The organism is Streptosporangium fragile, assembly GCF_039534445.1.
Lineage (GTDB): Bacteria > Actinomycetota > Actinomycetes > Streptosporangiales > Streptosporangiaceae > Streptosporangium > Streptosporangium fragile.
The window spans coordinates 1-22,724 of sequence record NZ_BAAAVI010000104.1 but is presented as its reverse complement, the minus strand read 5'-3'; the positions used below and the strand labels follow the sequence as shown (position 1 = coordinate 22,724).

Annotated in this window: 17 protein-coding genes and 2 pseudogenes; 13 read left to right on the top strand and 6 right to left on the bottom strand. The window is 72.2% G+C overall.

Going from position 1 to position 22,724, the window contains the following annotated elements; translation table 11 throughout:
- The 7 genes and pseudogenes from ABD841_RS37830 to ABD841_RS37805 all read left to right on the top strand — a co-directional run.
- A partial coding sequence (locus tag ABD841_RS37830) for an alpha/beta fold hydrolase (RefSeq protein WP_344981791.1) occupies positions 1 to 311 on the top strand: 311 nt, incomplete at its 5' end.
- A complete protein-coding gene (locus ABD841_RS37825) occupies positions 308 to 2,461 on the top strand; it encodes a penicillin acylase family protein (RefSeq protein WP_344981789.1) in 2,154 nt (717 codons plus the stop codon). The genes ABD841_RS37830 and ABD841_RS37825, both read left to right, overlap by 4 nt.
- Position 2,462: 1 nt before the next feature.
- The gene (locus ABD841_RS37820; protein ID WP_344981787.1) at positions 2,463 to 3,413 is read left to right on the top strand and encodes an ABC transporter permease; all 951 of its coding nucleotides are present in this window, start codon (positions 2,463 to 2,465) and stop codon (positions 3,411 to 3,413) included.
- A gap of 1 nt (position 3,414) precedes the next feature.
- Positions 3,415 to 5,319, top strand: coding sequence for a dipeptide/oligopeptide/nickel ABC transporter permease/ATP-binding protein (locus tag ABD841_RS37815; RefSeq protein ID WP_344981785.1), 1,905 nt, complete (start codon positions 3,415 to 3,417; stop codon positions 5,317 to 5,319).
- Positions 5,316 to 6,281 (top strand): oligopeptide/dipeptide ABC transporter ATP-binding protein, encoded by a 966-nt coding sequence (locus ABD841_RS37810; RefSeq protein WP_344981783.1) that lies wholly within the window; start codon positions 5,316 to 5,318, stop codon positions 6,279 to 6,281. The genes ABD841_RS37815 and ABD841_RS37810 overlap by 4 nt, the downstream gene beginning before the upstream one ends.
- A 433-nt stretch (positions 6,282 to 6,714) precedes the next feature.
- Positions 6,715 to 6,816 (top strand): annotated as a pseudogene (locus tag ABD841_RS41015) (sigma-70 family RNA polymerase sigma factor); the annotation flags it as partial.
- 59 nt (positions 6,817 to 6,875) lie between these two features.
- Positions 6,876 to 7,289, top strand: coding sequence for a MarR family winged helix-turn-helix transcriptional regulator (locus ABD841_RS37805; protein ID WP_344981781.1), 414 nt, complete (start codon positions 6,876 to 6,878; stop codon positions 7,287 to 7,289).
- Positions 7,290 to 7,380: 91 nt separating this feature from the next.
- Here the strand turns inward: ABD841_RS37805 and ABD841_RS37800 are convergent, their stop codons facing one another.
- Positions 7,381 to 8,313, bottom strand: coding sequence for a lipocalin family protein (locus ABD841_RS37800; protein WP_344981779.1), 933 nt, complete (start codon positions 8,311 to 8,313; stop codon positions 7,381 to 7,383).
- A gap of 1,010 nt (positions 8,314 to 9,323) precedes the next feature.
- On the opposite strand from ABD841_RS37800, the gene ABD841_RS37795 reads away from it, so the two are divergent.
- Complete coding sequence (locus ABD841_RS37795) at positions 9,324 to 9,491, top strand: hypothetical protein (protein WP_344981777.1); 168 nt, start codon at positions 9,324 to 9,326, stop codon at positions 9,489 to 9,491.
- Between the two features lie 501 nt (positions 9,492 to 9,992).
- Here ABD841_RS37795 and ABD841_RS37790 read toward each other — a convergent pair.
- From ABD841_RS37790 to ABD841_RS37780, 3 genes are all read right to left on the bottom strand, one after another.
- Positions 9,993 to 11,321 (bottom strand): phytase, encoded by a 1,329-nt coding sequence (locus tag ABD841_RS37790; protein ID WP_344981775.1) that lies wholly within the window; start codon positions 11,319 to 11,321, stop codon positions 9,993 to 9,995.
- Between the two features lie 182 nt (positions 11,322 to 11,503).
- Positions 11,504 to 15,043: a phosphodiester glycosidase family protein gene (locus tag ABD841_RS37785; RefSeq protein WP_344981773.1), complete on the bottom strand. Its 3,540-nt coding sequence runs from the start codon at positions 15,041 to 15,043 to the stop codon at positions 11,504 to 11,506.
- A 454-nt stretch (positions 15,044 to 15,497) separates the two neighbouring features.
- Positions 15,498 to 16,163, bottom strand: a complete 666-nt coding sequence (locus tag ABD841_RS37780; RefSeq protein ID WP_344981770.1) for a class I SAM-dependent DNA methyltransferase — start codon at positions 16,161 to 16,163, stop codon at positions 15,498 to 15,500.
- Positions 16,164 to 16,542: 379 nt separating this feature from the next.
- On the opposite strand from ABD841_RS37780, the pseudogene ABD841_RS37775 reads away from it, so the two are divergent.
- Positions 16,543 to 16,776, top strand: a pseudogene (locus tag ABD841_RS37775) (ISKra4 family transposase); the annotation flags it as partial.
- Positions 16,777 to 16,886: 110 nt separating this feature from the next.
- Positions 16,887 to 17,651 carry a hypothetical protein gene (locus tag ABD841_RS37770; RefSeq protein WP_344981768.1) on the top strand — a complete coding sequence of 255 codons (765 nt, stop codon included), beginning with the start codon at positions 16,887 to 16,889 and terminating at the stop codon, positions 17,649 to 17,651.
- A gap of 342 nt (positions 17,652 to 17,993) precedes the next feature.
- On the opposite strand, the gene ABD841_RS37765 is transcribed toward ABD841_RS37770, so the two are convergent.
- Positions 17,994 to 19,040 (bottom strand): LacI family DNA-binding transcriptional regulator, encoded by a 1,047-nt coding sequence (locus ABD841_RS37765; protein ID WP_344981766.1) that lies wholly within the window; start codon positions 19,038 to 19,040, stop codon positions 17,994 to 17,996.
- 195 nt (positions 19,041 to 19,235) lie between these two features.
- Between ABD841_RS37765 and ABD841_RS37760 the strand changes: the two genes are divergently transcribed.
- From ABD841_RS37760 to ABD841_RS37750, 3 genes are all read left to right on the top strand, one after another.
- Positions 19,236 to 19,484, top strand: a complete 249-nt coding sequence (locus tag ABD841_RS37760) for a hypothetical protein (protein WP_344981764.1) — start codon at positions 19,236 to 19,238, stop codon at positions 19,482 to 19,484.
- A 2-nt stretch (positions 19,485 to 19,486) separates the two neighbouring features.
- Positions 19,487 to 21,013 carry a sodium:solute symporter family protein gene (locus ABD841_RS37755; protein WP_344981793.1) on the top strand — a complete coding sequence of 509 codons (1,527 nt, stop codon included), beginning with the start codon at positions 19,487 to 19,489 and terminating at the stop codon, positions 21,011 to 21,013.
- 118 nt (positions 21,014 to 21,131) lie between these two features.
- Entirely contained in the window at positions 21,132 to 22,253 is a 1,122-nt protein-coding gene (locus tag ABD841_RS37750; protein WP_344981762.1) for a class II histone deacetylase, read from the top strand.
- A 57-nt stretch (positions 22,254 to 22,310) separates the two neighbouring features.
- Here ABD841_RS37750 and ABD841_RS37745 read toward each other — a convergent pair.
- Positions 22,311 to 22,724, bottom strand: a 414-nt coding sequence (locus ABD841_RS37745; protein WP_344981760.1) for a substrate-binding domain-containing protein, incomplete at its 5' end; no start/stop codon positions are given.

Below are 22,724 nucleotides of genomic sequence, written 5' to 3'. Positions count from 1 at the left end.
TCGAGCTGAGCGCCGCCGGTTACGGCCGCGTCGCATCAGTGCGGGCCTTCGCCGACGAGGTCGCCGCGCTGCCGCGCTCCTGCGAGCAGCTCGCCGTGCTCGCCGGCACCGGCGAGCCGCCGCCGGGGCCGCTCGTCGTCCTCACCGCCGGCACCGCGCCGCCGGTGATGCGGGCCCTGCACGCCGAACTGGCGTCGGCCTCGCCGCGCGGCCGGCTCGTCGTCGCGGACGGCGCCTCGCACATGGTCCACCTCGACGCGCCCGGCGCGATCGTCGAGGCGGCTGTCGACATTCTCGAGGAGATCACATGAGTTCCCAGGGCACGGTACGCGTGGAGCGCGACGAATGGGGCGTCGCCTACGTCAGCGCGGCGGAGGAGCGCGACCTCTTCTTCGGTCTCGGGTACGTACAGGCATCCGACCTGCTGCACGAGCTGCTCGGCCAGTACAAGCTGGTGCGCGGCGAGCTGTCGAGCGTGCTCGGCGAGGCGGCGCTGGAGCGCGACGCCGAGGCACTCCGCTGGGGCTATCTGGCGCAGGCGCGTGCCGACTACGCGCGCGCCTCACCGGCTATGCGGGTGCGCTACGCCGCCTTCGTCGCCGGCGTCGACCGCTATCTGCGGGATCATCCCGGCGAGGTTCCGGCGTGGGCGCCGCCGTTGGAGCCGGCGCTCCCGATCGCCGCGATGCGGGCGCTCGTGCAGTACTGGGTGACGGCGGACGGCCGCGCCGTTCTCGCCGCAGCCGGAATCGGGTCCGCCCCCGTGGTGGAGCGCGGTTCCAACGCCTGGGCGTTGCTCCCGCAGCGGACCGCCGACGGCGCGACCTATCTGCTGAGCGACCCGCACCTGCCGCTCGGCGGATTGTTCGAGGAGTTCGTGCCCCCGCCGGCGTGGATCGCGGCGGCCATGCCGCGCGGAGGGTTCGCCGGTCACGAGGTCGTCGCGCGCGCCGGCGAGCTGTCGATCACCGGGGTCGTCTCGGCCGGCACCCTGCTGCCGCTCATCGGCCACGGCGCGCACTGCGCATGGGGACTGACGACCGGCGGACCGGCCGTCTCGGACGCCTACCGGATCCGCGTCGAGCCCCACGACGAGCTGGCGTGGCGCTGCGACGGCGAGCTGCGGCGGATCGACCGGCGCAGCGAGTGGATCACAGTGGCGGGACGGGCCGAGCCGCTCGAACTCGTCGTCGAGACGGTCGAGCTGAACGGCACCCGCACGCCGGTGATCGCGCGCGCGGACGGCTGTGCCTACGCCGTCAGCACCACCTACGCCGAACACCTCTGGCGGCTCGACGAGCAACTCCTGGCGATGTACCGGGCACGCGACATCGACGAGCTGAAGGCGGCGTTCGAGCCGTGCGTGTTCCTGCCGCAGAACGTCGTCGCCGCCGACGTCCACGGTGACGCCTGGTACGTGCGCGCCGGCCACGCGCCACGGCGGCCCGCGCAGCTCGACCGCGGCGTGCCGCTCGACGCCAACGACGCCGCCAGCGCCTGGCAGGGTCGGCACACGCTCGGGGAACTGGTCCAGCACCGTGGCTCGGAGACCGGCTTCCTGCAGAGCTGCAACACCGCCCCCGACACGCTGACGGGCCCGCACCCCCGCCCCGCGATCGACCTCACCGCCTATCCTCCGGTGCTCGTCAACGACCGTCCCGGCCGCTCCAACACTCGCGGTGACCGCGCCGTCGAACTGCTGGCGAACACCTTCGAGGCGCACTTCGAGGACGCCGTCGCGATCGCGCTCGACGACCTCTGGCCGGAGACGGCCGCATGGCAGCGGGCACTCTCGCAGGCGCTGCGCACGACCCCGCCTGAGGTCGCCGACCGCCCCTTCGCGCGGTTGCTGCTGGCGTTCGACGGCCGTGCTCATGCGGCCTCGCCGGGAGCGCTGGGGTGGCTGCTCTGGCGCGAGCTGGTGCGCGACCTGCCGGCCGAGCCGGGAGAGGGAGCAGAGCTGACGGCCGCCGTCCTCGCCGGCGAGGCGCTCACATCGGCGCGGGAGGGGTTGCTGCGCCGCGCGCTCGCCGCGGCAGCCGAGCGGATGCGCGGCACGCCGCACGGGTTGAGTACCGCGCTCGGGGAGGTGCTGCGCTTCGGTGAGGCGGCCGGCGGCGGCGCCGCCTTCCTCGCGCACCGGCCCGTCGCCGGACAGGACCTGCCGCTGGTCGCGCCGCTGCGCGTCGCGATGTACTCCGACGTCGACCCCGGCAGCGGCCGCGCCCGGGCCTACTTCGGCGGCCCGTCGCTACGGCTTACGAGGCTCGGCCCCGACGGCGTCCGCTCATGGTCGGCGATCAGTCCCGACCGGCGGGAGAGCGGCGGCGCACGCTCCGCCGACCAGGCGCACGTGTTCGCCGACGGCGGGCTGCGCGCGCTCGCGCCTGCGGACGCGCCGCCGCGAACGCTGACGCTCGAGGCCGAGCTGACCGCGACCGCGGCGCTGGATGTGGACTGACATGCGGCATCCTTGGCTTCGCTTCGCGCTGCGCCGTACCGCCGGTTTCGCCGTCTCGCTCGCGGTGCTGGTGACCATCACGTTCCTGATCACCCAGCTCGTTCCCGGTGACCCGGTGCGCGCCTCACTCGGCCCGACCGCGCCGGCCTCGCTCGTGCAGGAGCGCCGCGCCGCGCTGCACCTCGACGAGCCGGTGCTGCAGCAGTACCGGTACTACGTCGAGGGGCTTGTGAGAGGTGACTTCGGCCGCTCGTTCACCAGCGGTCAGCCCGTCGCCGAGGTGATCGCCGACCGTTTCCCGATGACGCTACGGCTCGCGCTGGTCGCCTTCGTCGTGACGCTGCTGGTCGCCGTACCGCTCGGGATGGCGATCGCCGTGCTGACGCGCGGCGGGCGTCGGCCGGGCATCGAGAAGTCGTTCTCGCTGACGACGGGATTCGTTGTGTCAGTGCCGGAGTACCTGATGGCGACCGCGCTCGTCGCGCTGTTCGCCGTCACGCTCGACTGGCTGCCGGTCACGGGCTCAAGCGACTGGACGGCGTACGTGCTGCCACTGGTGGCCATCAGCGCGGTGCCGATCGCGGTTCTCGCCCGGATCACGCGGGTCGAGACGCTGAAGGTGCTCGACCAGGAGTACATGCGCGTCGCCCGCAGCAAACGGCTGCCGCGGCGGCTGCTGTACGTGCGCCATGCGCTCCCCAACACGCTGACCGCGACACTGACCGTCGGGGGCATGTTGCTCGCCGGCCTCGTCGCGGGCACGGTGATCGTCGAGAACATCTTCTCCTGGCCGGGGCTGGGCACCGCGATCGTCGAGGCGATCCCGCAGAAGAACTACCCGTTGGTGCAGGCGATCGCGCTGCTGCTCGGCACGATCGTGCTGCTCGTCAACTTCGTCGTCGACATGCTGCTGGCACGGTTGGACCCGCGCTCGCTGATCAGGGAGAGCTGAGATGGAACGCAAGCGGCTCTCGCCGGCCCACGTGGCGGTGCTCGCCGTCTTCGGGCTACTGCTGGCACTCGCGCTCGTGGGGCCGATCGTCTGGGGCGACCGTGCGGAAGCGGTCGACCTCGAGGCGCTCGGCGAAGGGGCATCGTGGGCGCACCCGTTCGGGACCGACGACCTCGGCCGTGACATGTTCGCGCGTGTGCTGGTCGCGACCCGCCTCTCACTCGTGCTCGCGCTGCTGACGGCCGGGCTCGGCTGCGGACTCGGGCTGCTGCTGGGGCTCCTGCCCACCATGCTCGGCTCGCATCTGGGCAAGCTCGCCGGCAGTGCGATCGGACTGCTGCTGGCGTTGCCGGGGCTGCTGCTCGCGTTGCTGGTCGCGACGATCGTCGGTGTCGGCGCGACAGGCGCGGTCGTAGGGCTGGCGGTCGCGATCGCACCCGCCTTCGCGCGCCTGACGCAGACGCTCGCGGCGCAGGTCGCCGACTCCGAGTACGTCGCCGCCGCCCGCATGACGGGGATCTCGCTGCCGCGGCTGATGGCCCGCCACGTCCTGCCCAATATCGCGCCCGCGCTGGTGCTGCAGGCGGCGATGACGATCGGCGGGGCGTTGCTGGCGCTGTCGGCGCTGAGCTTTCTCGGCCTCGGCGTGCAGGAGCCGCAGTACGACTGGGGCGCGCTGCTCAACGCCGGCCTGGATCGCATCTACGTGACGCCGGCGGCGGCGCTCGGACCCGGAATTGCGATCATCATCGCCGGCATCGCCTTCAACGTCACCGGTGACGCGTTCGCCGGCGCGCTGGCGGGTGAGACGATCCGACCGGCCCGGCGGTCCGGGCGCGGTCGTTCCCGCTCGGCGGCCGCCTCCTCTGCCGTCCCCGCGAACGGCCCGTCCACGGCCGGTTCCGACGCCGTCCTCCAGGTCGACGGCCTCTCGGTCGCTTTCGAGGGGGACGGCGGCACGCTCACGCCCGTCCGCGACGTCAGCTTCTCCGTCGGCGCCGGCGAGCGCGTCGGGATCGTCGGCGAGTCGGGATCGGGCAAGAGCCTCACGGCGCTCGCGATCGCCGATCTCATCGAACCGCCAGGGACCGTACAGGCCAAGCGGCTGGCGCTCCATGGACGGGATCTGCGCGAGCTGCCCGAGCGCGAACGGCGGCGGCTGCTGGTGACGTCGCTGGCGATGGTCTTCCAGGATCCGCTCAGCTCGCTCAACCCGGTCCTGCGCATCGAGCGGCAGGTGGGCGAGGCCGCGGAGGTGCACCTGGGGGCGACGCGCAGGCAGGCGCGCGTGCGCGCCGTCGAGCAGCTGCGCGAGCTGCGGATCCCAGGCGCCGCCCGGCGGATGGGGCAGCACCCGCACGAGCTGTCCGGCGGAATGCGTCAGCGCGTCACGATCGCGATGGGCCTGACGACACGCCCGAGCCTGATCGTCGCCGACGAGCCGACGACAGCGCTCGACGTCACCGTCCAGCGTCAGGTGCTGCGCGTGCTGCGTCGCGTCAACGCCGAGCACGGCACAGCCGTGGTCCTGATCTCGCACGATATCTCGGTTATCTCGGCCTTCTGCGAGCGCGTGCTCGTGATGTACGCAGGCCGCGTCGTCGAGGAACTCGCCGCCGACCGCATGCACGCGGATGCGGCGCATCCCTACACGAGGGCGCTGCTGGCGGCGACGCCTGCGCTCGACGCCGACCTGGACCGCCCGCTGGCGACGATCCCCGGACGCCAGCCGGCACTCGACGCCGTCCCCGACGGCTGCCCGTTCGCGCCCCGCTGCGTGCATGCGAGCGACCGCTGCCGCGAGCGGCTACCGCTGCTGGAGACGTTAGGCGAGGGACGGCGCGTCGCTTGCTGGCACCCCCAGGGCACCGCGCTGCCGGTGCCGGAACAGGAGATGAAGCGGTGAACATACTGTCGGTGCGCGACCTCCGCGTGCGGGTCGGCAGCGGCCATGCGGCGATGACGGCCGTCGACGGCGTCACGCTCGACCTGCCACCGGGGGGCGCGCTCGGGCTGGTCGGCGAGTCGGGCTCCGGCAAGTCGACCTGCGCGCGGGCGATCGTCGGCCTCACGCCGACCGCCGGCGGCCAGGTACTGCTCGACGGCCGCGACTACGCCGGGGCTCGCGGCCGCCACCTGAGAGAACTGCGGCGGCGTGTGCAGCTCGTCTTCCAGGATCCTCGCGCGTCGCTGAACCCGCGTATGACCGTCGGCGAGGCGATCGGAGAGGCCGCGGCGGCAGGTCGCCGGCTCAGCCGCCAGGCACGCGCCGCAGAGGTCGCGCGGCTGCTGGAGCAGGTCGCGCTCGACCCTGCCCACGCGCAGGTCCGGCCGGGCGCGCTCTCCGGCGGGCAGCGCCAGCGCGTCGCCCTCGCGCGCGCTCTCGCAACCCGTCCAGACGTGATCGTCGCCGACGAGGTGACGGCGGCGCTCGACGTCTCAGTGCAGGGCTCGGTGCTCAACCTGCTGCGGCGGCTGCGCGCCGAGACCGGTCTGGGGCTGTTGGTGATCTCCCACGATCTCGCAGTTGTCCGCTACCTCTGCACCGAGATCGCGGTCATGCAGCTCGGGCGGATCGTCGAGCGGGCGCCGACCCCCATGCTGCTGGCCGCTCCGCAGCATCCGTACACACGCGCGCTGATCGAGGCGGCCACGCTCACCGGCCTCGATGGTGAGCAGGTTGCCGAAGGCGAACCGCCGGACCCGCTGCACCCGCCGTCGGGCTGCCGCTACCGCACGATCTGCCCGGTCGGCCCGCTCGTCGACGAATCGCGCCGGATCTGCGTCGAGCTCGACCCGGCCGCCGGCGTCGACGGCCGCCGGCACCGGGCCGCCTGCCACTTCGTCCCGGCCGAGACGGTGGTGTGAGCAGCGCGATACAAGCACCGACACGACGCCGAGGGGTCGCGCCCGTTGTCAGGGCCAGAACGGGCGCGCACGGGTGATCTCGATGTCCCCTCGCCGGGATTCCGGCGATCGCCTGGCCGCAGGTCAAGCCGCCGCATGAAGCTCGTACCCGATCAGCCTCATCCGGGAACGACGGACACTCCTCTGACCGTCACCGTGTCCGGCGTGAGTCCGGGAGCCACCGTGCGACTGGAGGTGCGCACCCGCGACATGCTCGGCCGATCCTGATGCGCCACGGTGGCGGCCCCCGCGGACGCCACAGGCAGGGCACGCTTCGGCGATGATGGGCTGCTGATGTCTTCGCTGACGCAGGCAGACCGACTTTCCCGCCACTCCTGCTCCACCTGCCGCCGGCGCCGATGCTGCCCACATCGCCGACCGCGCCACCCAGCAGGCGGCCAAAGCCCTGGGAGTCCCCCAGGGCACCGTGAAGTCCCGCGTCTACTACGCCCTGCGCAGCCTGAGCACAGCCCTGGAGGAACGCGGGACGCGCTGAGCGAGCCGGCCTTCCCCCCAGTAGTTTGTAATACAAAGCATGGCGAGTAACGTGGGCACATGACTTCCGACGCCCTCGTGGATGCCCTCGTCCGCAGCACCTTCCAGGTGGCGGGCGTACTCACCCGCATCGGAGCCGAGCGCGACCTCTCACTCACCCAACTGCGGGTCCTCGGCATCCTCCGCGACCGCCGCCCGCGCATGACCGAGCTCGCCGCGTTCCTCGGCCTGGACAAATCGACCCTGTCCGGCCTCATCGACCGTGCCGAACGCCGAGGGCTGGTGGCCAGGGGCAAAAACCCCCAAGACCGCCGCGTCGTCGATGTGTTCCTCACTCCCGCCGGCCTGGAACTGGCGGAGCAGGTGTACGGCGAGGTCCGACGCGCACTGGCACCTGCGATAAACCGACTCAACCCGCAAGACCGCGACCAACTCGTCCAGCTGCTGCACGCTGCCCTGCACTCCCCCGGCTGAGGCCGTCTTCTCCCAATGGTTCACCCCGGGATCAGTGTTCGATCCCGGGGTGATGTCGGATTGCGTCAGGCGAGGATGGCTTCGCCGGTGATCAGGAGTTCCACTCGCCGGTCATCTCGACGTAGTTCTCGCCACGGACCTTCTTGCCGTTGTACTTACCGGTGAAAGCCGCTGCGGCCTCCAGGTAGCCGCTCCCGTCGGGAGTCTCGATCTCCTGGTCCGGATTTCCAGTGACCCGCACGTCGAGCTCGGAGTGCAGGGCGGGAATGCGGATGCGCCAACGAGTGGGATACGTCTGGCCGGTGGCCGGACTGGTCCACTGCCGGGAGGCGCCCTGCGCGAGCGGCTCGACGTCGACCACGTCGTAGGAGCCGTCCGGATGGAGGACGGTCGCCCAGCTGTCCTTGGATTCGGCGCCGATCGTGTCCCAGATGGCGACCTTGTCGCCGTTGGGCATGCCGAGGTTCATCCACGTCCACCGGGTCAGCGACGTCGGCATCTCACCCCATTGCCTGTCCAGCCAGGAGGTGCCCCTGACCTTGTGCTTCTTGCCGTCGACGACGAGCGTTCCGGACGTCCGCATCTCCGGGAGTGCGAACTCGTAGTTCGGCACGCCGTCGGCCAGGTTGAAAACGCCGGTCGACGCGTAGTTCATGGCGGGGCCGGTGGGCGCCAGCTGGACATCGAGAGATCCCCAAGGCGTCTCGACCTGCACCGACTGGCGGACGGAGTCACTCGTCCAGCTCAGCCCTGGCGCCTTGATGTCGAGCTTGCCCTCGCTCCACCGATAGTCCTTCGGCTCGACCATCGCGTCGTAGTCCTTGTACCACCCGGTGGTCTTGTTGATCACAGAGAACGTCCAGCGGTACGCGGCCTCGTCCCTGTTCGGGAGGATGCGCGTGTGGACCTGAAGACCGAACTCCTGACCGTTCGCCTTCACCGAACTGGTGAAGTAGATCGAGTCGAACCAGGTCGGCTCGGGTCCGGACGCGTGCCGTCCCAGGTCGGCCGCGGGATCGACCAAGGCCGGGATCCCTGACCTGGCGGAGCGGACGGTCGGTGTTGCGGACGGGGCGGCTGCCTGGGCCGAAGAGCTGACGAACGTACAGAACGCCAAAACCGCTGCCGCGGTGACCAGGGCTGCCGCTCGGCCCTTGGTCCGGATTGCGGGCATGAGGATTCCTCCTTGCATCAGGGGCGAACGAGACCGTCGCCCACCCACCGGCGCCGACCGGCAAAGCCTCAGTTGATCACCATCGCCACGAAGTCGCCCCTGGCCGGGCAGTGATTTGTAATACCAACAATTTCATAGTGGTTGGTAATCCAAACAATGTCAAGCGCTCCGAGGACCGCGCGCCCGGCACGGTGCGGGTTCGCTTCACTCACGTGGTGACCAAGCGGTCAGAAGGGCGATGCCACAGAGGCCGGCATGGTCAGGGCGTTGGGGTCGGCTTTCGGGTTGTACGGCACGACCTTGCAGCCGCCGAACGGCTCACCGGGGCTTGGGTTCGCCGGCCGCCGAGGGCGCCGAGCCAGCGGACGCGCTCGTCACACTTCTCGTCTCGGAAGTCGGAGGAGATGGCGGCACACTCGCGCCGGCAGGCCGGGTGCCAGGACGACCTCGTGATGGGCCGATCCGGCCCCGGGCCCCAACCGCACCGCGGTGAACAGGCCGGCGTCGGGCTCGACGGCCAGATGGGCCTTGAACCCGTCCCGGGCGCGGGTGGCGGTCGCGTGGCCGAGCCTCTTCCGGTGAATGACAAGTCGTTTCCCAGAACCGATCTTCAGCCCTGCCGCCGGTCGTCCATGCCCGACGCGGTACGGCAGGACCGGACTCCGATACGTCGGTGACGAGGAGAAGACCTTGACGGGGCCCGGGAACGGCCGGACGGCGGCCTGCCACGCGGATCGGCAGGTGCCCGCGGGGCAGGCCGGCCACGCTCGGCCTGTCCGGGCTCGGCCGGAGCGACCAGTGACGGGCCCTCGAACGGGATTGCGACGGCGGCCCTTGAACGAGATGAGAAGGAGGCGGCAGTGGACACCGAGCGACCCCGGCTCGCCCGTCTGGACGGGGTGGGCGGCAGGGGTGTGCTCCACGGCGCGCTGTTCCTGACCACCGGAGCGGTCATCCTGGTGGTCTCCCTGGTCGCCGCGGTCAGCTCCTGGTTGTGGGGACCGGGGGGTCGTCATAGGTGTCCATGACCGCGGCCTGGCCGGTTCATCCGGCCATCGTCCCCTGATCAGGGGGGATCGCGACCCAGCCGACAGTCAGGGCCAGGCAAGGCCGTAACGACCACCGGCTCCGGACCTCGCCGACCCGGGTTGGGGCGATCGGCGCCGCAGGCATCCTTCGTCGGCTCACGCCACTGGACGACCCGGGGCACGCCGGAGGAGCAAGGTAGCGGTCCCAAAGGCGTAGACCGCGCTACCGCGCCCACCGCTCGGGTCCGTGCGACGGGGGGCGAAGTAGCTCCGCGTAGCCGCCGTCACGGTAAGTGCTCTCACAAATGGTCACTTATGAGAATGGTGTCCGTAGGATGGCCGACTGGACGGGTTATCCCCCGTCCGACCGGCCACCGTCACCCCCGCACGACACGAGAGGCCCGGCACAATGGTGAACCGCGACCGACGGAGGCGGGAGGCCGGTCGCGGCGGGGACGGTGATCAGGTGGAAGTGATCCGGCGGATCGCGGGCGGGGAGTGTCAGCCGCGGGGGTTCCAGCCGTCGGTGTCCACGTCGATGTCGAGCTCCTCGGCGATGTCGTCCCACTCGACGAACTTGAAGTCGGTGTTCTCCCTGGTCTCGCCGTCCTCGCCGGGCACCTCCGGGGTGTTCGCGCCGTCGTGCGTCACGAAGAGGCCCTCGTCGAACCGGTCGCCCAGCGGCACGTTGACCACCATGGCGCCGTCGCTGTGCTCGGCACCGTCGATGCCGTCGCCGGCGCCGATCCGGAACCGGCCGATGTAGTCGTTCTTCTCCCGGTCGTACACCGCGAAGGTGTCGTCCCCCTGGCTGGAGGCGATCAGGTAGCCGTCGCCGTCGCCGCCGTAGTAGATCGTCAGGCCCTCGGCGTCGGCCGACAGGTGCTCACCGCCGTAGCCGGGGTCGGCGCCCGGCGTGCACTCCTCGGTCTCCGGGTCGTAGACGTCCGGCCTGCCGTACTCGCGGACCCTGTCGACCAGCACCGGGGTGCCGGTGAGGTCGGCCCGCATCCGCCAGATGCCGACGTCCTCCTGGGCGGCGTAGAGCACGTCCCGGTCGGCGTCGACGACCATGCCCTCGACCTGGGGCAGCTCGCCGGGTTCGGCGCACGGGGTCCAGGTCGTGCCGTCCGGCAGCCGGAACGAGCCGGGCAGGTCCAGCGTGCGGACCAACCGGTAGCCGACCTTCCCGCCCGGCGCGGCGGTCAGCTTCACCAGCGCCACGCGCGTGGTGTGCCGCCGGCTGACCAGGGCGTAGACGCCGGTGGCGTCCTGCCAGGTGGCCAGGCCGTACGCGGTCTGCGCCTCGTTGACCTCCTCCTGGGTGGCGTTGAACACGAACGGCGCCGCGGGGTCGGTCAGGTCGGTGAGCGGCGCCCGGCCCTGCGCCGCCTTGGTCCTGTCGACGGCGTAGAACCGGATCTGGTCCCGGCCGCGGTCGGAGACGACGGCGAGGTCGGCCGTGGCGCCGGTGGACAGGCGGAAGCCGTACACCAGGTCGACGTTGTTGAAGCGGCCGGGCTCGTCCTCCTCGCCGGGGGCGGGCGGGGCGGGGACGTGCTGGAGCTGTCCGCCGTTCAGGCCGTAGGCGTACAGGCCGCCCTCCTTGGCGGTGGCCACCACCACGCTCTTCCCGGAACGGGTGGGATGCACCCAGATCGCCGGGTCGTCGCCGTTGGCGTTGCCGCCGGCGTCGTCGTCGAACAGGGCGGGGGTCTCGACCTCGGGCTCGACCGTGGGAACCCCGTCGGCCCGCACGGCGGGCACGGTCACCAGACCGGCCAGGCAGAACGTCAACGCCGCCACGCAGAGACGAGCACGCGGACGCATGGGCACCTCCCTTGAAAGGGGATACGCGGATGAATGTCCAGGCGATCATGGGTACGCAACGGCAACGGGGAATTACCGGGAGGCGAACGCGGCCTCTGCGCGCCGTGATATCGGGGTGAACGGGCCCGCGCCGGGCCGTCCGGCGTGACGCCGGGACGCCACGCCGGAGAGCAGGAGAGGGGTCAGGCGGCGTCCTCGGCTTTCCGCTCCGCCCCCGTCCCGCCGGATTCCTCGGCCGAGAGCGTCACCGTCGCCTGCCGGGTGACCCCGTTCACCGTGACCGAGACGGCGACCTGGCCCGGGCGCAGCGCCGTGAGCGTCCCGGTGGCCGGGTCCAGCACGGCGACGTGCCGCCTCTTCGCACCCGCGCGGGTGCCGACGTGCAGGTTGGGCGAGCCCGACCAGTCAGCCGAGACCGGGTGGGCGACCGGCACCGTACGACTCCCCTGCGCCAGGGAGGCCGTGACCCGGCCGGGGGTGCCGACCCGCACCGAGGCGGGCGCGGTGAGGGTCAGCCCGTCGACGTGCGGGCGGACCTGCGCGCCGATCCACTCCGGCGCGTCGGTGAACCAGTTGCGGCGCACCCGCTCGGCCTCGCGCTCGGTCACCGGGTCGACACCCCACAGCGACCAGCCGGTGAACCCGCCGTCGCCGGGGGCCGTGGCCGGGTTCTTGCCCGTGTTGCCGTTGATGAAGTACGGCACCGCGTCGACCCGGGAGGCGTGGAAGGTGCCGACGTGGGCGCCGATGTAGGCGGCTCCCTTGCCGGTGTCGCGCTGGAAGTCGGCCAGCCACCCCTCGACGAGCGCGGCCTCCTTCCGGTCGCCGAGCTGGCTGCCCTTGCCCGGCGTCGGGTCGCGGGGCGGCACGTGGAACAGCACGGCGACCGAGCCGATCGACGGGTCCTTCGCCGCCGCGTCCAGGCGCTCGCGCAGCAGCGCCACCTGGTCGAAGCCGCCGCCCCGCAGGTTCAGGCGCGAGGTGTCGAGGGTGACGAAGCGGGTCCCCTTGTGGTCGAAGGAGCCGTAGGTGTCGCCGAAGGCCGCCCGGAAGTTGTCGATGGCGCCGCCCATGACCTCGTGGTTGCCCGGCACGTAGCGGACGGGCAGCTCACCGCCGAGTTCCTCGTCGAGGATCTTCTTCGCCAGGGCGAAGTCCTCCGGCGACGCCTCGTCGACCAGGTCGCCGTTGATGAGCAGGAAGTCCGGCCGGGCCGCCTTGATCTCCCGCAGGGTGCGGCGGGTGTCGGCGACGATGTCGCTGCCGGGGGCGCGCGCGACGAACTGGGCGTCGGACATGACCGCGAACCGCCACGGCATCGCCGCGACGTCCGTCCCGGAGCGGACCACCGGGTCGGCGGTCCCGGCCGCCGGGGGCGCGGTCACCGACGGCGGCACCCTGGCGACGAGGCCGTCGATGACGATCTCGCCGCCGTACTTCTGGTCGGCCCTGGTCTCCGCGACGTAGAAGCGGCGCAGCTTCAGCGGGTGGTTCACCCCCGGCGGCACCGCGAACTCCACGAACTTCCAGCCGGTCCAGGTGAGGTACGGGCCGCGGAGGATCTGCGACTGCCCCTGGGCGTCGTAGAACTCCAGGCTCGGCCACTCGCCCTTGCCCGCCGAGTGGATCCACAGGCCGAACGCCTGGGGCTGGCCGGGCACGGTGACCTGCCGGGGCGGGTTCGCGTAGGCCGCGCGGGTCGCCGTCGACTGGGTGAAGTCGTAGGAGAGCTTCAGGCCGCCGCCCGTCCGGCCGGGGGCCGCCGCCAGGGAGCCGGTGGCCCGCGCCGCGGCGAACGTCCACGACGCCGCGTCGTCGAACTCGGCGACCGGCACGTTCTCGAACCCGACGGTCACCGGCACCGCGGCGGTGGCGTCCCCGACCCGCACGGTCACCAGCCCGGACCCGGTCTCCTTCTTCGCCTTCACCGAGAACAGGCCGTGCTCGGAGGCGACGACGTCGAGCAGGTCCCGGTCGTAGTCGAGGCGCGCGTCGGCGGGCTCGATCGGCGCGGAGTTGCCGTTGCGGTCGTAGCCGACCACGCCGAAGGTTCCGGCGGCGCCGGCGCCCGCGAGGCCGACCCGGTCGGCGGTGGCGCCGATCCGGGCCAGGGGCTGCAGGACGGTGAGGTCGATCTTGCCCTTGGCTCCGCCGCGCGAGGCGGTGACGGTCGTCCGACCGGGCAGGAGGGCGCGGAAGGTGCCGTCCCGGCCGACGCGCCCGTGCGCCGCCGGGCTTGTCCGCCACGACGGGGCCCCGGCCGCGGGTCCGTAGGTCTCGTCGTAACCGGCCGCGGTGAGCCTGCGGGTGAGCCCGGGGAACACCCGGTCGGGGCGGGCGCCCGCGACCGGGCCGACCCCGGGGGCCTTCGCCGGGTCACTGGCCGTCTCCACCCAGAAGCCCTTCAGCCGGCCGCTCCCCTCGGGCGCGTAGAGCGCGAGGCCGTTGGGGACGTGCCGCTCGCCTCCGTCGGAGGGACTGTTCTCCACCTGGACGTCCGCGGAGCCGGGCTCGCGGGCGAGCATGGTGGAGGATCCGCCACCGTCGAGGTTCAGCGCGTTGTGCGCGCCGAGCTCGGCCATCATCGCCCCCAGCTCGGTGAGGGTGACGCCCCTGCTGTCTGCCTGGCGCCCGTCGACGGTCAGCAGGAACATGGTGCGGCCGTCGGCGGAGAAGCCGACGGCGGTGCGCGGGTGGGCGGCGGGGTCGGCGGAGACCTGCGCGACGCCGTCCTTGACGAGGACCACGTTGCCGCCGACGGCGGTCCGGACCGCGCCGCCGTCGGAGGCCCTGGGCCGGTACGCCACCTCCACGCGGTCGCCCGCCTTGAGCCCGGCGAGCGCGGCGGCCCCGGCGTCGCGGCCGAGCAGGATCGTGGTGCCCGCCGGGATGGGGCCGCTCCCGGCCGAGGTGCGCACCTCGGTGACGGTGCCGTCCCGCACCTCGACCTCGGTCACCGAGGCCGCGCCCGCGACCGCGCGGGCACGGGTGTAGGAGCCCCAGAGCGGGGTGAACAGCCCGACGCCGCCCGCCTGGACGAGCTGGTTGAACTGGGTCAGCGTGATCGGGGTGCCGCCCTCGGGGGTCGCGGTGCCCTCGAAGTACATCTGGATCACGCGGCCGACCCCGTCCGCGGTGACCGCGACGGCGTTGTGGTGGCCCGCGACCGGGCTCTGCACGAGTTCGCCGTCGTGGACGCCGATGCCCTGGGCGGCGCCGGAGTTGTTGATGTCGAAGAAGTCGCCGTTGACGGCGGCGACGGCCCGGGTCCGCCTGGCGGGTCCGGAGAGCGGCTCGTCCTTGGTCACCTCGCCGGAGTAGAGGTAGCCGGCCCGCGCGCCCCCGCCGAGGTCGGCGGAGATCGCGTCGGCCCGCAGCCAGCCGGCGCTGTCGTAACGGTCGAAGGACGTGAGCGTGACGCCCGGAGCGACGGGCCGGGTCTTCTTCGCCGTCTCCAGCTGCCGTCCGGCGGGGGCGACGAGCAGGGTGGAGAGGTCTGCGGAGGACGACGCTCGTGGTGCGTCCTCCACGGGCGCGCCCGGCGAGGGCGACGCCTGGGCGGCGGGGGTCCGCGGCGCGGGCGTCCCGGACGGCGGTTCGGCCCGCGCCGTACCGGCCGCGCCGAGTGTGAGGATCAGGGAGAGCGCGGCCGTGGCCGCGATGCGGGGGTGGTGACGTGGTGGCACCCGCGAACTCAACCGGGTGATGGTTACGAGTTTCAAGACATCTGGGTGTACCAAAAGAAAACTTCAGGGGCCGGTGAGGCCGGAGACGCGGGCCCGGGCGCGTTCTCAACGGGTGTCGCGACTGCCCCGGGCCAGCCGTCCCGACCGGGGCAGTCATGAATGGCGGGAAGGTGACGCCCCGCCGGACGCCGCGGGCCACCCGGCGGGCGGGTCCCGGAGAACGGCTCGCGCTCAGCCCGGCTCCGGGCCGATCGGCCGCCCAGACGGCCGGCTCGGCCGCGGCCTCGGCTGAGTGCGTCCTGGAGGCGGGGACGGTGCCGGTCGCCCTGCGCGGTCAAGGGCGCGCGGGGACGGAGGACGCCCTCGCCGGCGCCTACGCCGGCTCGGGCCGAGCGGCGCGGGGAAGAGGCCGCCCGCCGCGATCCGGATGAATGCCGTTCCGCACGGGAAGCGGGCTCTGGTCCGGCCTGGGCCGGGCCGGACGGGTTTCTCAGAGATGTGGATCAGGTGTCACGCGGCGGACGAGGAGGAAGGCCCGCGGGAGGCCTCGCCGGGGATCCTCGCCCGGAGCGACGGCCAGCCGAGCCATCTCGGCGAACCCGGCTCTGAGCAGCAGTTCGGCCACGTGGCCGGGCGAATAGCGGTAGGCGGGGCACACCGTGTGGTCGAACGCCTCGGCCGGCCCGGTGGGATCGTCGCACGCGTGGAAGCCGAGCAGCAGGTGGCCGCCGGGGGCGAGCACACGGCCGAACTCGGCGAGCGTTGCGGGGAGCCGTTCGGGCGGGGTGTGAATGATCGAGTAGTTGGCGAGGACCCCGGCCAGGGAAGCGTCCTCCACCGTGAGAGCGTCCATCGGCCCCACCTCGAAGCGCAGTTCCGGGTGGGCGTCCCGGGCGAGCGCGATCATCCTCGGCGACAGGTCGACTCCGAAAGCGGTCACGCCGAGGGAACGTAGATGCGCGGTGACGTGGCCGGGACCGCACCCCGCGTCCGCCACCAGGCCGCCGCCGGACGCCCGGACGAGTTCGGCGAAGACGGGAATCATCGCGTGGCTGAGCGGGCTGGTGTGAAAGCGCTCGGGCATGACCTCGGCGTACTGGGTGGCGGCGGCGTCGTAGGCGGAACGGGTGGCGGCGAGGAAGTCCGGCTCGGGCATGGAAGTCATGCTAGGCCTTCCGACATATAGTGATCTTTTGGTCACACGGCACGACGAGGTGGCGGCAACCGGCATCGCCGCTCCCGCGCCTCACGATCGATCCACCCGGCCGGCGGAATGAGCAACGGCTACCGCTCTCGTCGGGGCACCTTGCCCAAGAATCGATCGATCTGTACGCGAGATCGAGGCCGGTGTTTCCACCGCATTTCTGATCATGCGGACCATACGGCCGGTACATGCGGTCACGGCTCCCGCCGGGCGGGGATCCGCGTACCCGGCTCGGATCGCCGACGAGGCGGAGGAGGTTCGGCGGGGTGCAGCTCGTTCTCAGTGAGAGTCTGACCTGGGCTTTTATGGTCAGCCAGTCATGACTGTTTGATCGGGGTGCCCGATTGCCACCGGCGTGGTCGAGGGCACAGCCAGGCACCTGGTCGGCGACCGGCTGGAGATCACCGGCGCAAGGTGGGGGCTGGCCGGCGCTGAAGCGATTTCGAAGCTACGCGCCGTGATCTCCAACGGCGACCTGGACGCGTACTGGACCTATCACCTCGACCGCGAACAACACCGCGTTCACCGAACCCGCCACCAGGAGAAGCACACCCTCGCAGCTTGAAACGCAGTGACTCGATGCGAGTTGCCCACCCGTTGGAGGTGGTCGACACCGCGACGTCCGGCCCATGAAATGTGGTGGTTGTGTGCCGCTGCCCGATTTAGGGTGCGGGCATGTCCTATGTGCTCCACGGTGTTGTCGGTGATTTTGACCATCTCCGCTCCCTGGCGGACGATGTGCCACGGGCCGTGGTGGCGCCCCTCCGGCAACGCCTGGGGCTGCTACCGGTGACTGACGAGATTTTCAACGAGCTGACCGACGCGCGGCGGGAGAGCGGGCCGTTCATGCTCATGTCCCCGGGGTTCGCCGAGAGACTGAAGGACTGGTCACGCGGCGGCCGTATCGCTTACGTGGAAGCGGACTTCTGGGGTGGTAACGGCAGCCAGGCCGCTGCCCTGTGGGAGAACGGCCGTCAGAGCTGGGGTCCCGAGTACGCATCGATCCGGGTCGGACCGCCACACGAGGACTGGCCGATCAACGCCGCGCTCGCGCACCTCGGAGTGGTCGGAGCGGGTGCGTTGGACCTCTTCGACACGGTCGGCTTTGGGCAGGAACGCGACATGGAGGGGTGGCGCCGGGCGGGCCTACATGCCCTGGACGCCGCCGACTACGACGTGTGGGAGGCCGCGTGCCGTGCCAAGGAAGAGGCCGATGCCCGCGCCGCCGCCGAACGTGACAGGTACGCCAGGCGTGACGATGTCCCCGTCGTACTCGACGGCAGAACGGTGATGCAGATGCTCGACATTCCGCCCTCCCCGATGGTGGGGGCCGCGATCCGGCATCTCCGGGAGGTTCACCTGGAACGTGGCTCCCTCACCCGCGACGAGGCCGCCACCGAACTTCGCCGCTGGGCCCAGAGCTTCCGAAGCACCCGATGAGTCGCGAGCCGCCGGGATATGACACGCGGTGAACGTGGTGGCACTGATGTTCGAGACGGAATCGCCAGTTGGCGACCAAGACGCCGCCGACACACGGTTGACACCGGCGGCGATCGAGCGCTGTACGCCTCTGAGCCTGGTCCTACAGCGGCTGACCACCACCCGCCGGTCCCCGCAGGAACGAGGGCCGTCAACACAGCTACCAGCGCCTCACATGCCGGCACCCACGAGTAAAAGCCGGTCCCGCGATCCAGCGATCACGACGAGAAAGGCAGATCGACAAGTCACCGCGGAAGAGTTACACCCGGTTCGACGGCCCTCCGGTCGCCCCGGCGCCGCCCCTCACCGCGCCCGCGGTGGCGCGGTCTCGGCCCGGAAGGCCGTCGAGGGCCGCACCAGGAGCTCGACCGGGTGCAGCCGCTCCACCGGCCGTCCCCGCTCCTCCGGCTCCACGGTGCCGGCGAGGATACCGGTGAGCAGTCCGGCGGCGCTGTTGCCGTAGCGGCGCGGGCGCAGGTCGATCGCGGTGATCGGGGGATCGCACAGCTCCATGCTGGGACTCGCCACGCACGAGGCCAGGAGCAGTCGGTCGCCGACCGGGCGGCCGAGGGCCTTGAGGGTGCTCAGGGCGCGCAGCGCGCTGCCGTCGGGCGCGCAGATGACGGCGTCGAGGCCGGGACCGCCGGTGACGAGATCGCGGATCACCTCGTCGACGGTGTCGGGGGTCGCGTCGACCGCGACGCTGCGGACGACCGGGGTGGCGCCGTGGTCGCGGCACCACCGCTCGTAGGTCTCGCGCACCAGCAGCGCCCAGTCGGAACGGAAGCCGTCGTCGGGGACGACCAGGCCGGGCGCCGAGGCCCCCGCCGCGTGGAGGTGACCGAGGAGACGGTTCATCATCGCGGCGTGGTCGGCGACCAGCACGCCCGCGGGCGCGGGGCCCGGACCGCGGTGCCGCCCCACGGTGACGACGGGGACGTCGGCGGAGAGCAGCGCCCCGGTGACGGGGTCGTCGGGGAGCGGGTCGATGATGATCACTCCGTCGACGCGCAGCCGGGGACGGCCGGCCTGGGCCGGGTCGAGGGCGAGGAGGGTGAGGTCGAGGCCGGCCTCGCGGGCCCGCTCGGCGACCCCGAAGGCGAACTCCATGTAGAAACCCATGCCCATCGCCTGCCGGGGCACGTGGAGACCGACCGCGCCGACCCTGCTGCGGCGCAGGTGGCGGGCGGCGGCGTTCGGCACGTAGCCGAGCAGGGCGGCGGCGGCCGCGATGCGCTCTCGGGTTTCCGGCGAGACCCGGCCGCCGCCGGACAGGGCGTCCGAAGCGGTGGTCTTCGAGACCCCGGCATGGCGGGCGACGTCGATGATGGTCACGGATCGGCCGGTCACGACTGGGAGTCTATGCCGTACGGAACGGTTTCGATCACTGCCGGGGGTATCGGCGCGCACCTTACACCGGTTCGTTCCCGACCCTTGCCGGATCGTTCCGTCATATCTATCGTGAGCGGAAAGCCGGAACGTTCCGGCAGTACGGCGTCGGCGTACGCCTCCTCGCACCGCCGCATGGCACGAAGGACACCCCCCATGAGACAGACACCGACCACCGACGGTCCGACCCGATCGCGGCCATCCAGGCGCGGGCTCTTCGCCGCCCTGCTGGTCGTCGACACGATTCTCACGCTGTTCCCGCCGCTGTACTGGGCCGCGGGGGCGGCCGCGAACGCGACGGCCGCGCTCCTCTACTTCGTCGGCGGCGGTGCCGTCGTCCTGGCCAGCATCCTGGTGATGTACGCCGTCGAACGGCGGGAAGAGCCCCGGGAGGCCGGGCTGTGAACATGCTCATCGGCTACGGGGCCGTCGCCCTGTTCTTCCTGCTCGTCGTCGCCGTGCTGGAGCGCTCACACCGCCGCGCCGGGACCTTCACCGACTACGCGGTCGCCGGACGCTCCTTCGGGTCCTGGTACCAGACCATGTCGTTCCTCAACACCTGGCTGCCGGGATCGATCTTCATCGCGTTCACCGGCCTGGCGGCGGGGTCGGGGGCCATCGGCTTCTACTACCTGCCGTACTCGCTGCTCGCCGTCGTCCTGATGTTCTTCATGGCGCAGCGCGTGCACGACTGGGGCCGCCGCTTCGACCTGCGCACCCAGGCGGACTTCCTGGGCCTGCGGTTCGGCTCCCGGCGGGTCCGCTCCGTCGCGGCGGTCATCGGCATCGTGTCGTCGTTCCCGTGGATGGTGCTGGGCCTGCAGTCACTGGGACTGGTCTTCTCCTACCTGTCCTTCGGAAACGTCTCACCGGACGCCGCGATCCTCATCGGCATCGGGGTGCTGGCGGTCCGCCAGATCTGGACGGTGCGGATGGGCATGCGCGGTGTCGTGATCAGCGACATGGTGCAGGGTCTGGTGGCGTACGTGCTGGGCCTGTGCGTCATCGTCGGGCTGCTGGTCTGGATGCTCACCAACGGCCACGGCCTGGACCAGGTCCCCGGCGGCCACTTCGCGATCCCCGGACCCGGCAGCCCGGTCGGGCCGCTGTACGTGATGTCGATCATCCTCACCGGCGCGGTCGGCGGCTGGTGCTGGCCGGACATCTTCGTGCGGCTGTTCACCGCCCGCAGCACCGCGGCGATCAAGAAGTCGGCCGTGCAGGCGGCGCCGATCCTGTTCGTCTTCGCCACCGCGCTGACCATGCTCGGCATCCTGGCCGCCGGCCTGCCCGGCGTGTCCGACGCCCCCGACCAGGTGTGGTTCATCACCGCGGGGGTCGGCGGCACCGCGCTCGTCGCGCTGGCCGGAGTGATCGTACTGGCCGCGACCATGGGCAACGTGGACGCCAACATGCAGGCGTGCGGCGCCCAGTTCAGCAACGACGTGCTGCGCGGCGGGAACGGCGACGGCGGGACGGACGACGGGCGCGAGACCCGCTCGGCCCGGCTGGCCATCGTCGCCCTGACCGTGCTGGCCGCGGCCGTCGCGATGGCCACGAGCAAGGACAGCAGCGGGCTGAGCAACCTGGCGATCATCTCCTACCAGGGCATCTGCCAGCTGGCGCCGGCGCTCCTGCTGGGGATCTTCTGGCGACGCGGGACCGCCGCGGGCGCGATCGGCGGCATGGTGACCGGCTTCGCCGTCGCCGCCGCGCTGCAGGTGGCGTATCCGGTGTCGATCCCCTGGCTCGGCGGCCTGACCTCCGGCGTGGCGGGGCTGGTCCTCAACACGGCGATCTACGTCGCGGCCGCGCTGCTCGCACCGGGTCCCGACGCGGAGCGGGCGCGGGTCGCCGCCCTCTTCGACGCCCCACCGGCCGCCGGGCACCGGCTCCCCGGGGTCCGGCCCGCGGACGTCACCGCCGGCCCCTGAGCCCGATCCCATCCACCCCGGGCGGGCCGCCGACGGCCCGCCCGCCCCTCCGTCCCCGTCCCGGGCCCGCCCGCGTCCGGGCGGGCTCCCCACCCACTCACCCTGGAGTTGACCCACCATGACCACCGGATACGTCTGGCACGAGCGGTACGCCTGGCACGACACCGGCACACACGCCGGGTTGCTCCCGTCCGGCGGGCCGATCCAGCCGTTCCAGAACTTCGAGAGCCCCGAGTCGAAGTCGAGATTCGCCGGGCTGGTGGAGGTCTCCGGTCTCCTGGATCGCCTGCTGCGCGTACCCGCGCGCCCGGCGACGGAGGAGGACATCCTGCGGGTGCACACCGCGGAGCACCTGGAGCGGATCAGGACGGCGAGCGCGGCGGGCGGCGGTGACGCCGGGGACGGGGCGTCGCCGTTCGGCGCGGGGTCGTACGAGATCGCGCTCCTCGCCGCGGGCGGGACGATCGCCGCGACCGATGCGGTCCTCACCGGACGGGCCCGCAACGCCTACGCGCTGGTGCGCCCGCCGGGCCACCACGCCGAGCCGGCGCGCGGCATGGGGTACTGCGTGTTCGCGAACATCGCGGTCGCGATCGAGTGGGCCCGCGCCCACCACGGCGTGCGGAGGGTCGCGGTGGTGGACTACGACGTGCACCACGGCAACGGCACGCAGGCCGTGTACGAGCGGGACCCCGGCGTGCTGACCGTCTCCGTCCACCAGGAGTCGCTGTTCCCCCAGGGCCGCGGCACGTTCGGCGAGCAGGGCAGCGGGCCGGGCGCCGGCACCGCGCTGAACGTCCCGCTCCCGGCCGGGTGCGGGAACGGCGCGTACTCCGCGGCGTTCCGGCGCGTCGTGATCCCCGCGGTCCGCGCGTTCGCCCCGGAGCTGATCATGGTCGCGAGCGGCTTCGACGCCTCGGCGGCGGACCCGCTGGGGCGGATGACGGTCACCGCCGCCGGCTACCGGGATCTGACCCGGCAGCTGATGGAGGTCGCCGACGAAGTCTGCGACGGCCGCCTGGTGATGTCGCACGAGGGCGGCTACTCCCCCGTCTACGTGCCGTTCTGCGGCCTCGCCGTCCTGGAGACCCTATCCGGCCACGACACCGGCGTCGGCGACCCCTTCTCCGCGATCTGGGACGACTCCCCGCAGCACGCCCTGACCGGCTGGCAGGACGACGTGCTGCGCCGGGCGGAAGAGGTCGCCCGCGGCCTGGGACTGCTCGTCGCCGGGACCTGACCGCGCGGGCGGGTGCCCGCCACCGACCGTCCCGGCGCGTCTTCCGGGCATCTCCGGTCAGCCTCCGGCCGGTGCCAGCGTGGCGCCCTCGACCGGCGTGCAGGGCAGCAGCTCCTGCGGGGTCCCGCCCTTCTCCAGGAGCTCGACCAGGAGTTCGACGGCCCTGCGGCCCATCTCGCGCCGGGGGATGTGGAACCCGGTGACGTCGAGGTCGACCCGGACGGGCCGCGTCGGCGCGCCGAGCGCGAGGATCGACAGGTCCCGGGGGACGACGAGGCCCCGCTCGCGCGCCGCGTGCACGACCACCGCGGCGTCGGCGGGTTCCTCCAGGAAGACGGCGGTCGCCCGCGCGCCCGCCAGCTCCTCAATGATCTTCTCGGGGGACCGGCCGCCGACCGGAACACGGCGGTCCTCCACCCCGAGGGCCGCCGCCGCCTCGCGGAAACCGCGCAGCCGGTCGGCGTAGGACTC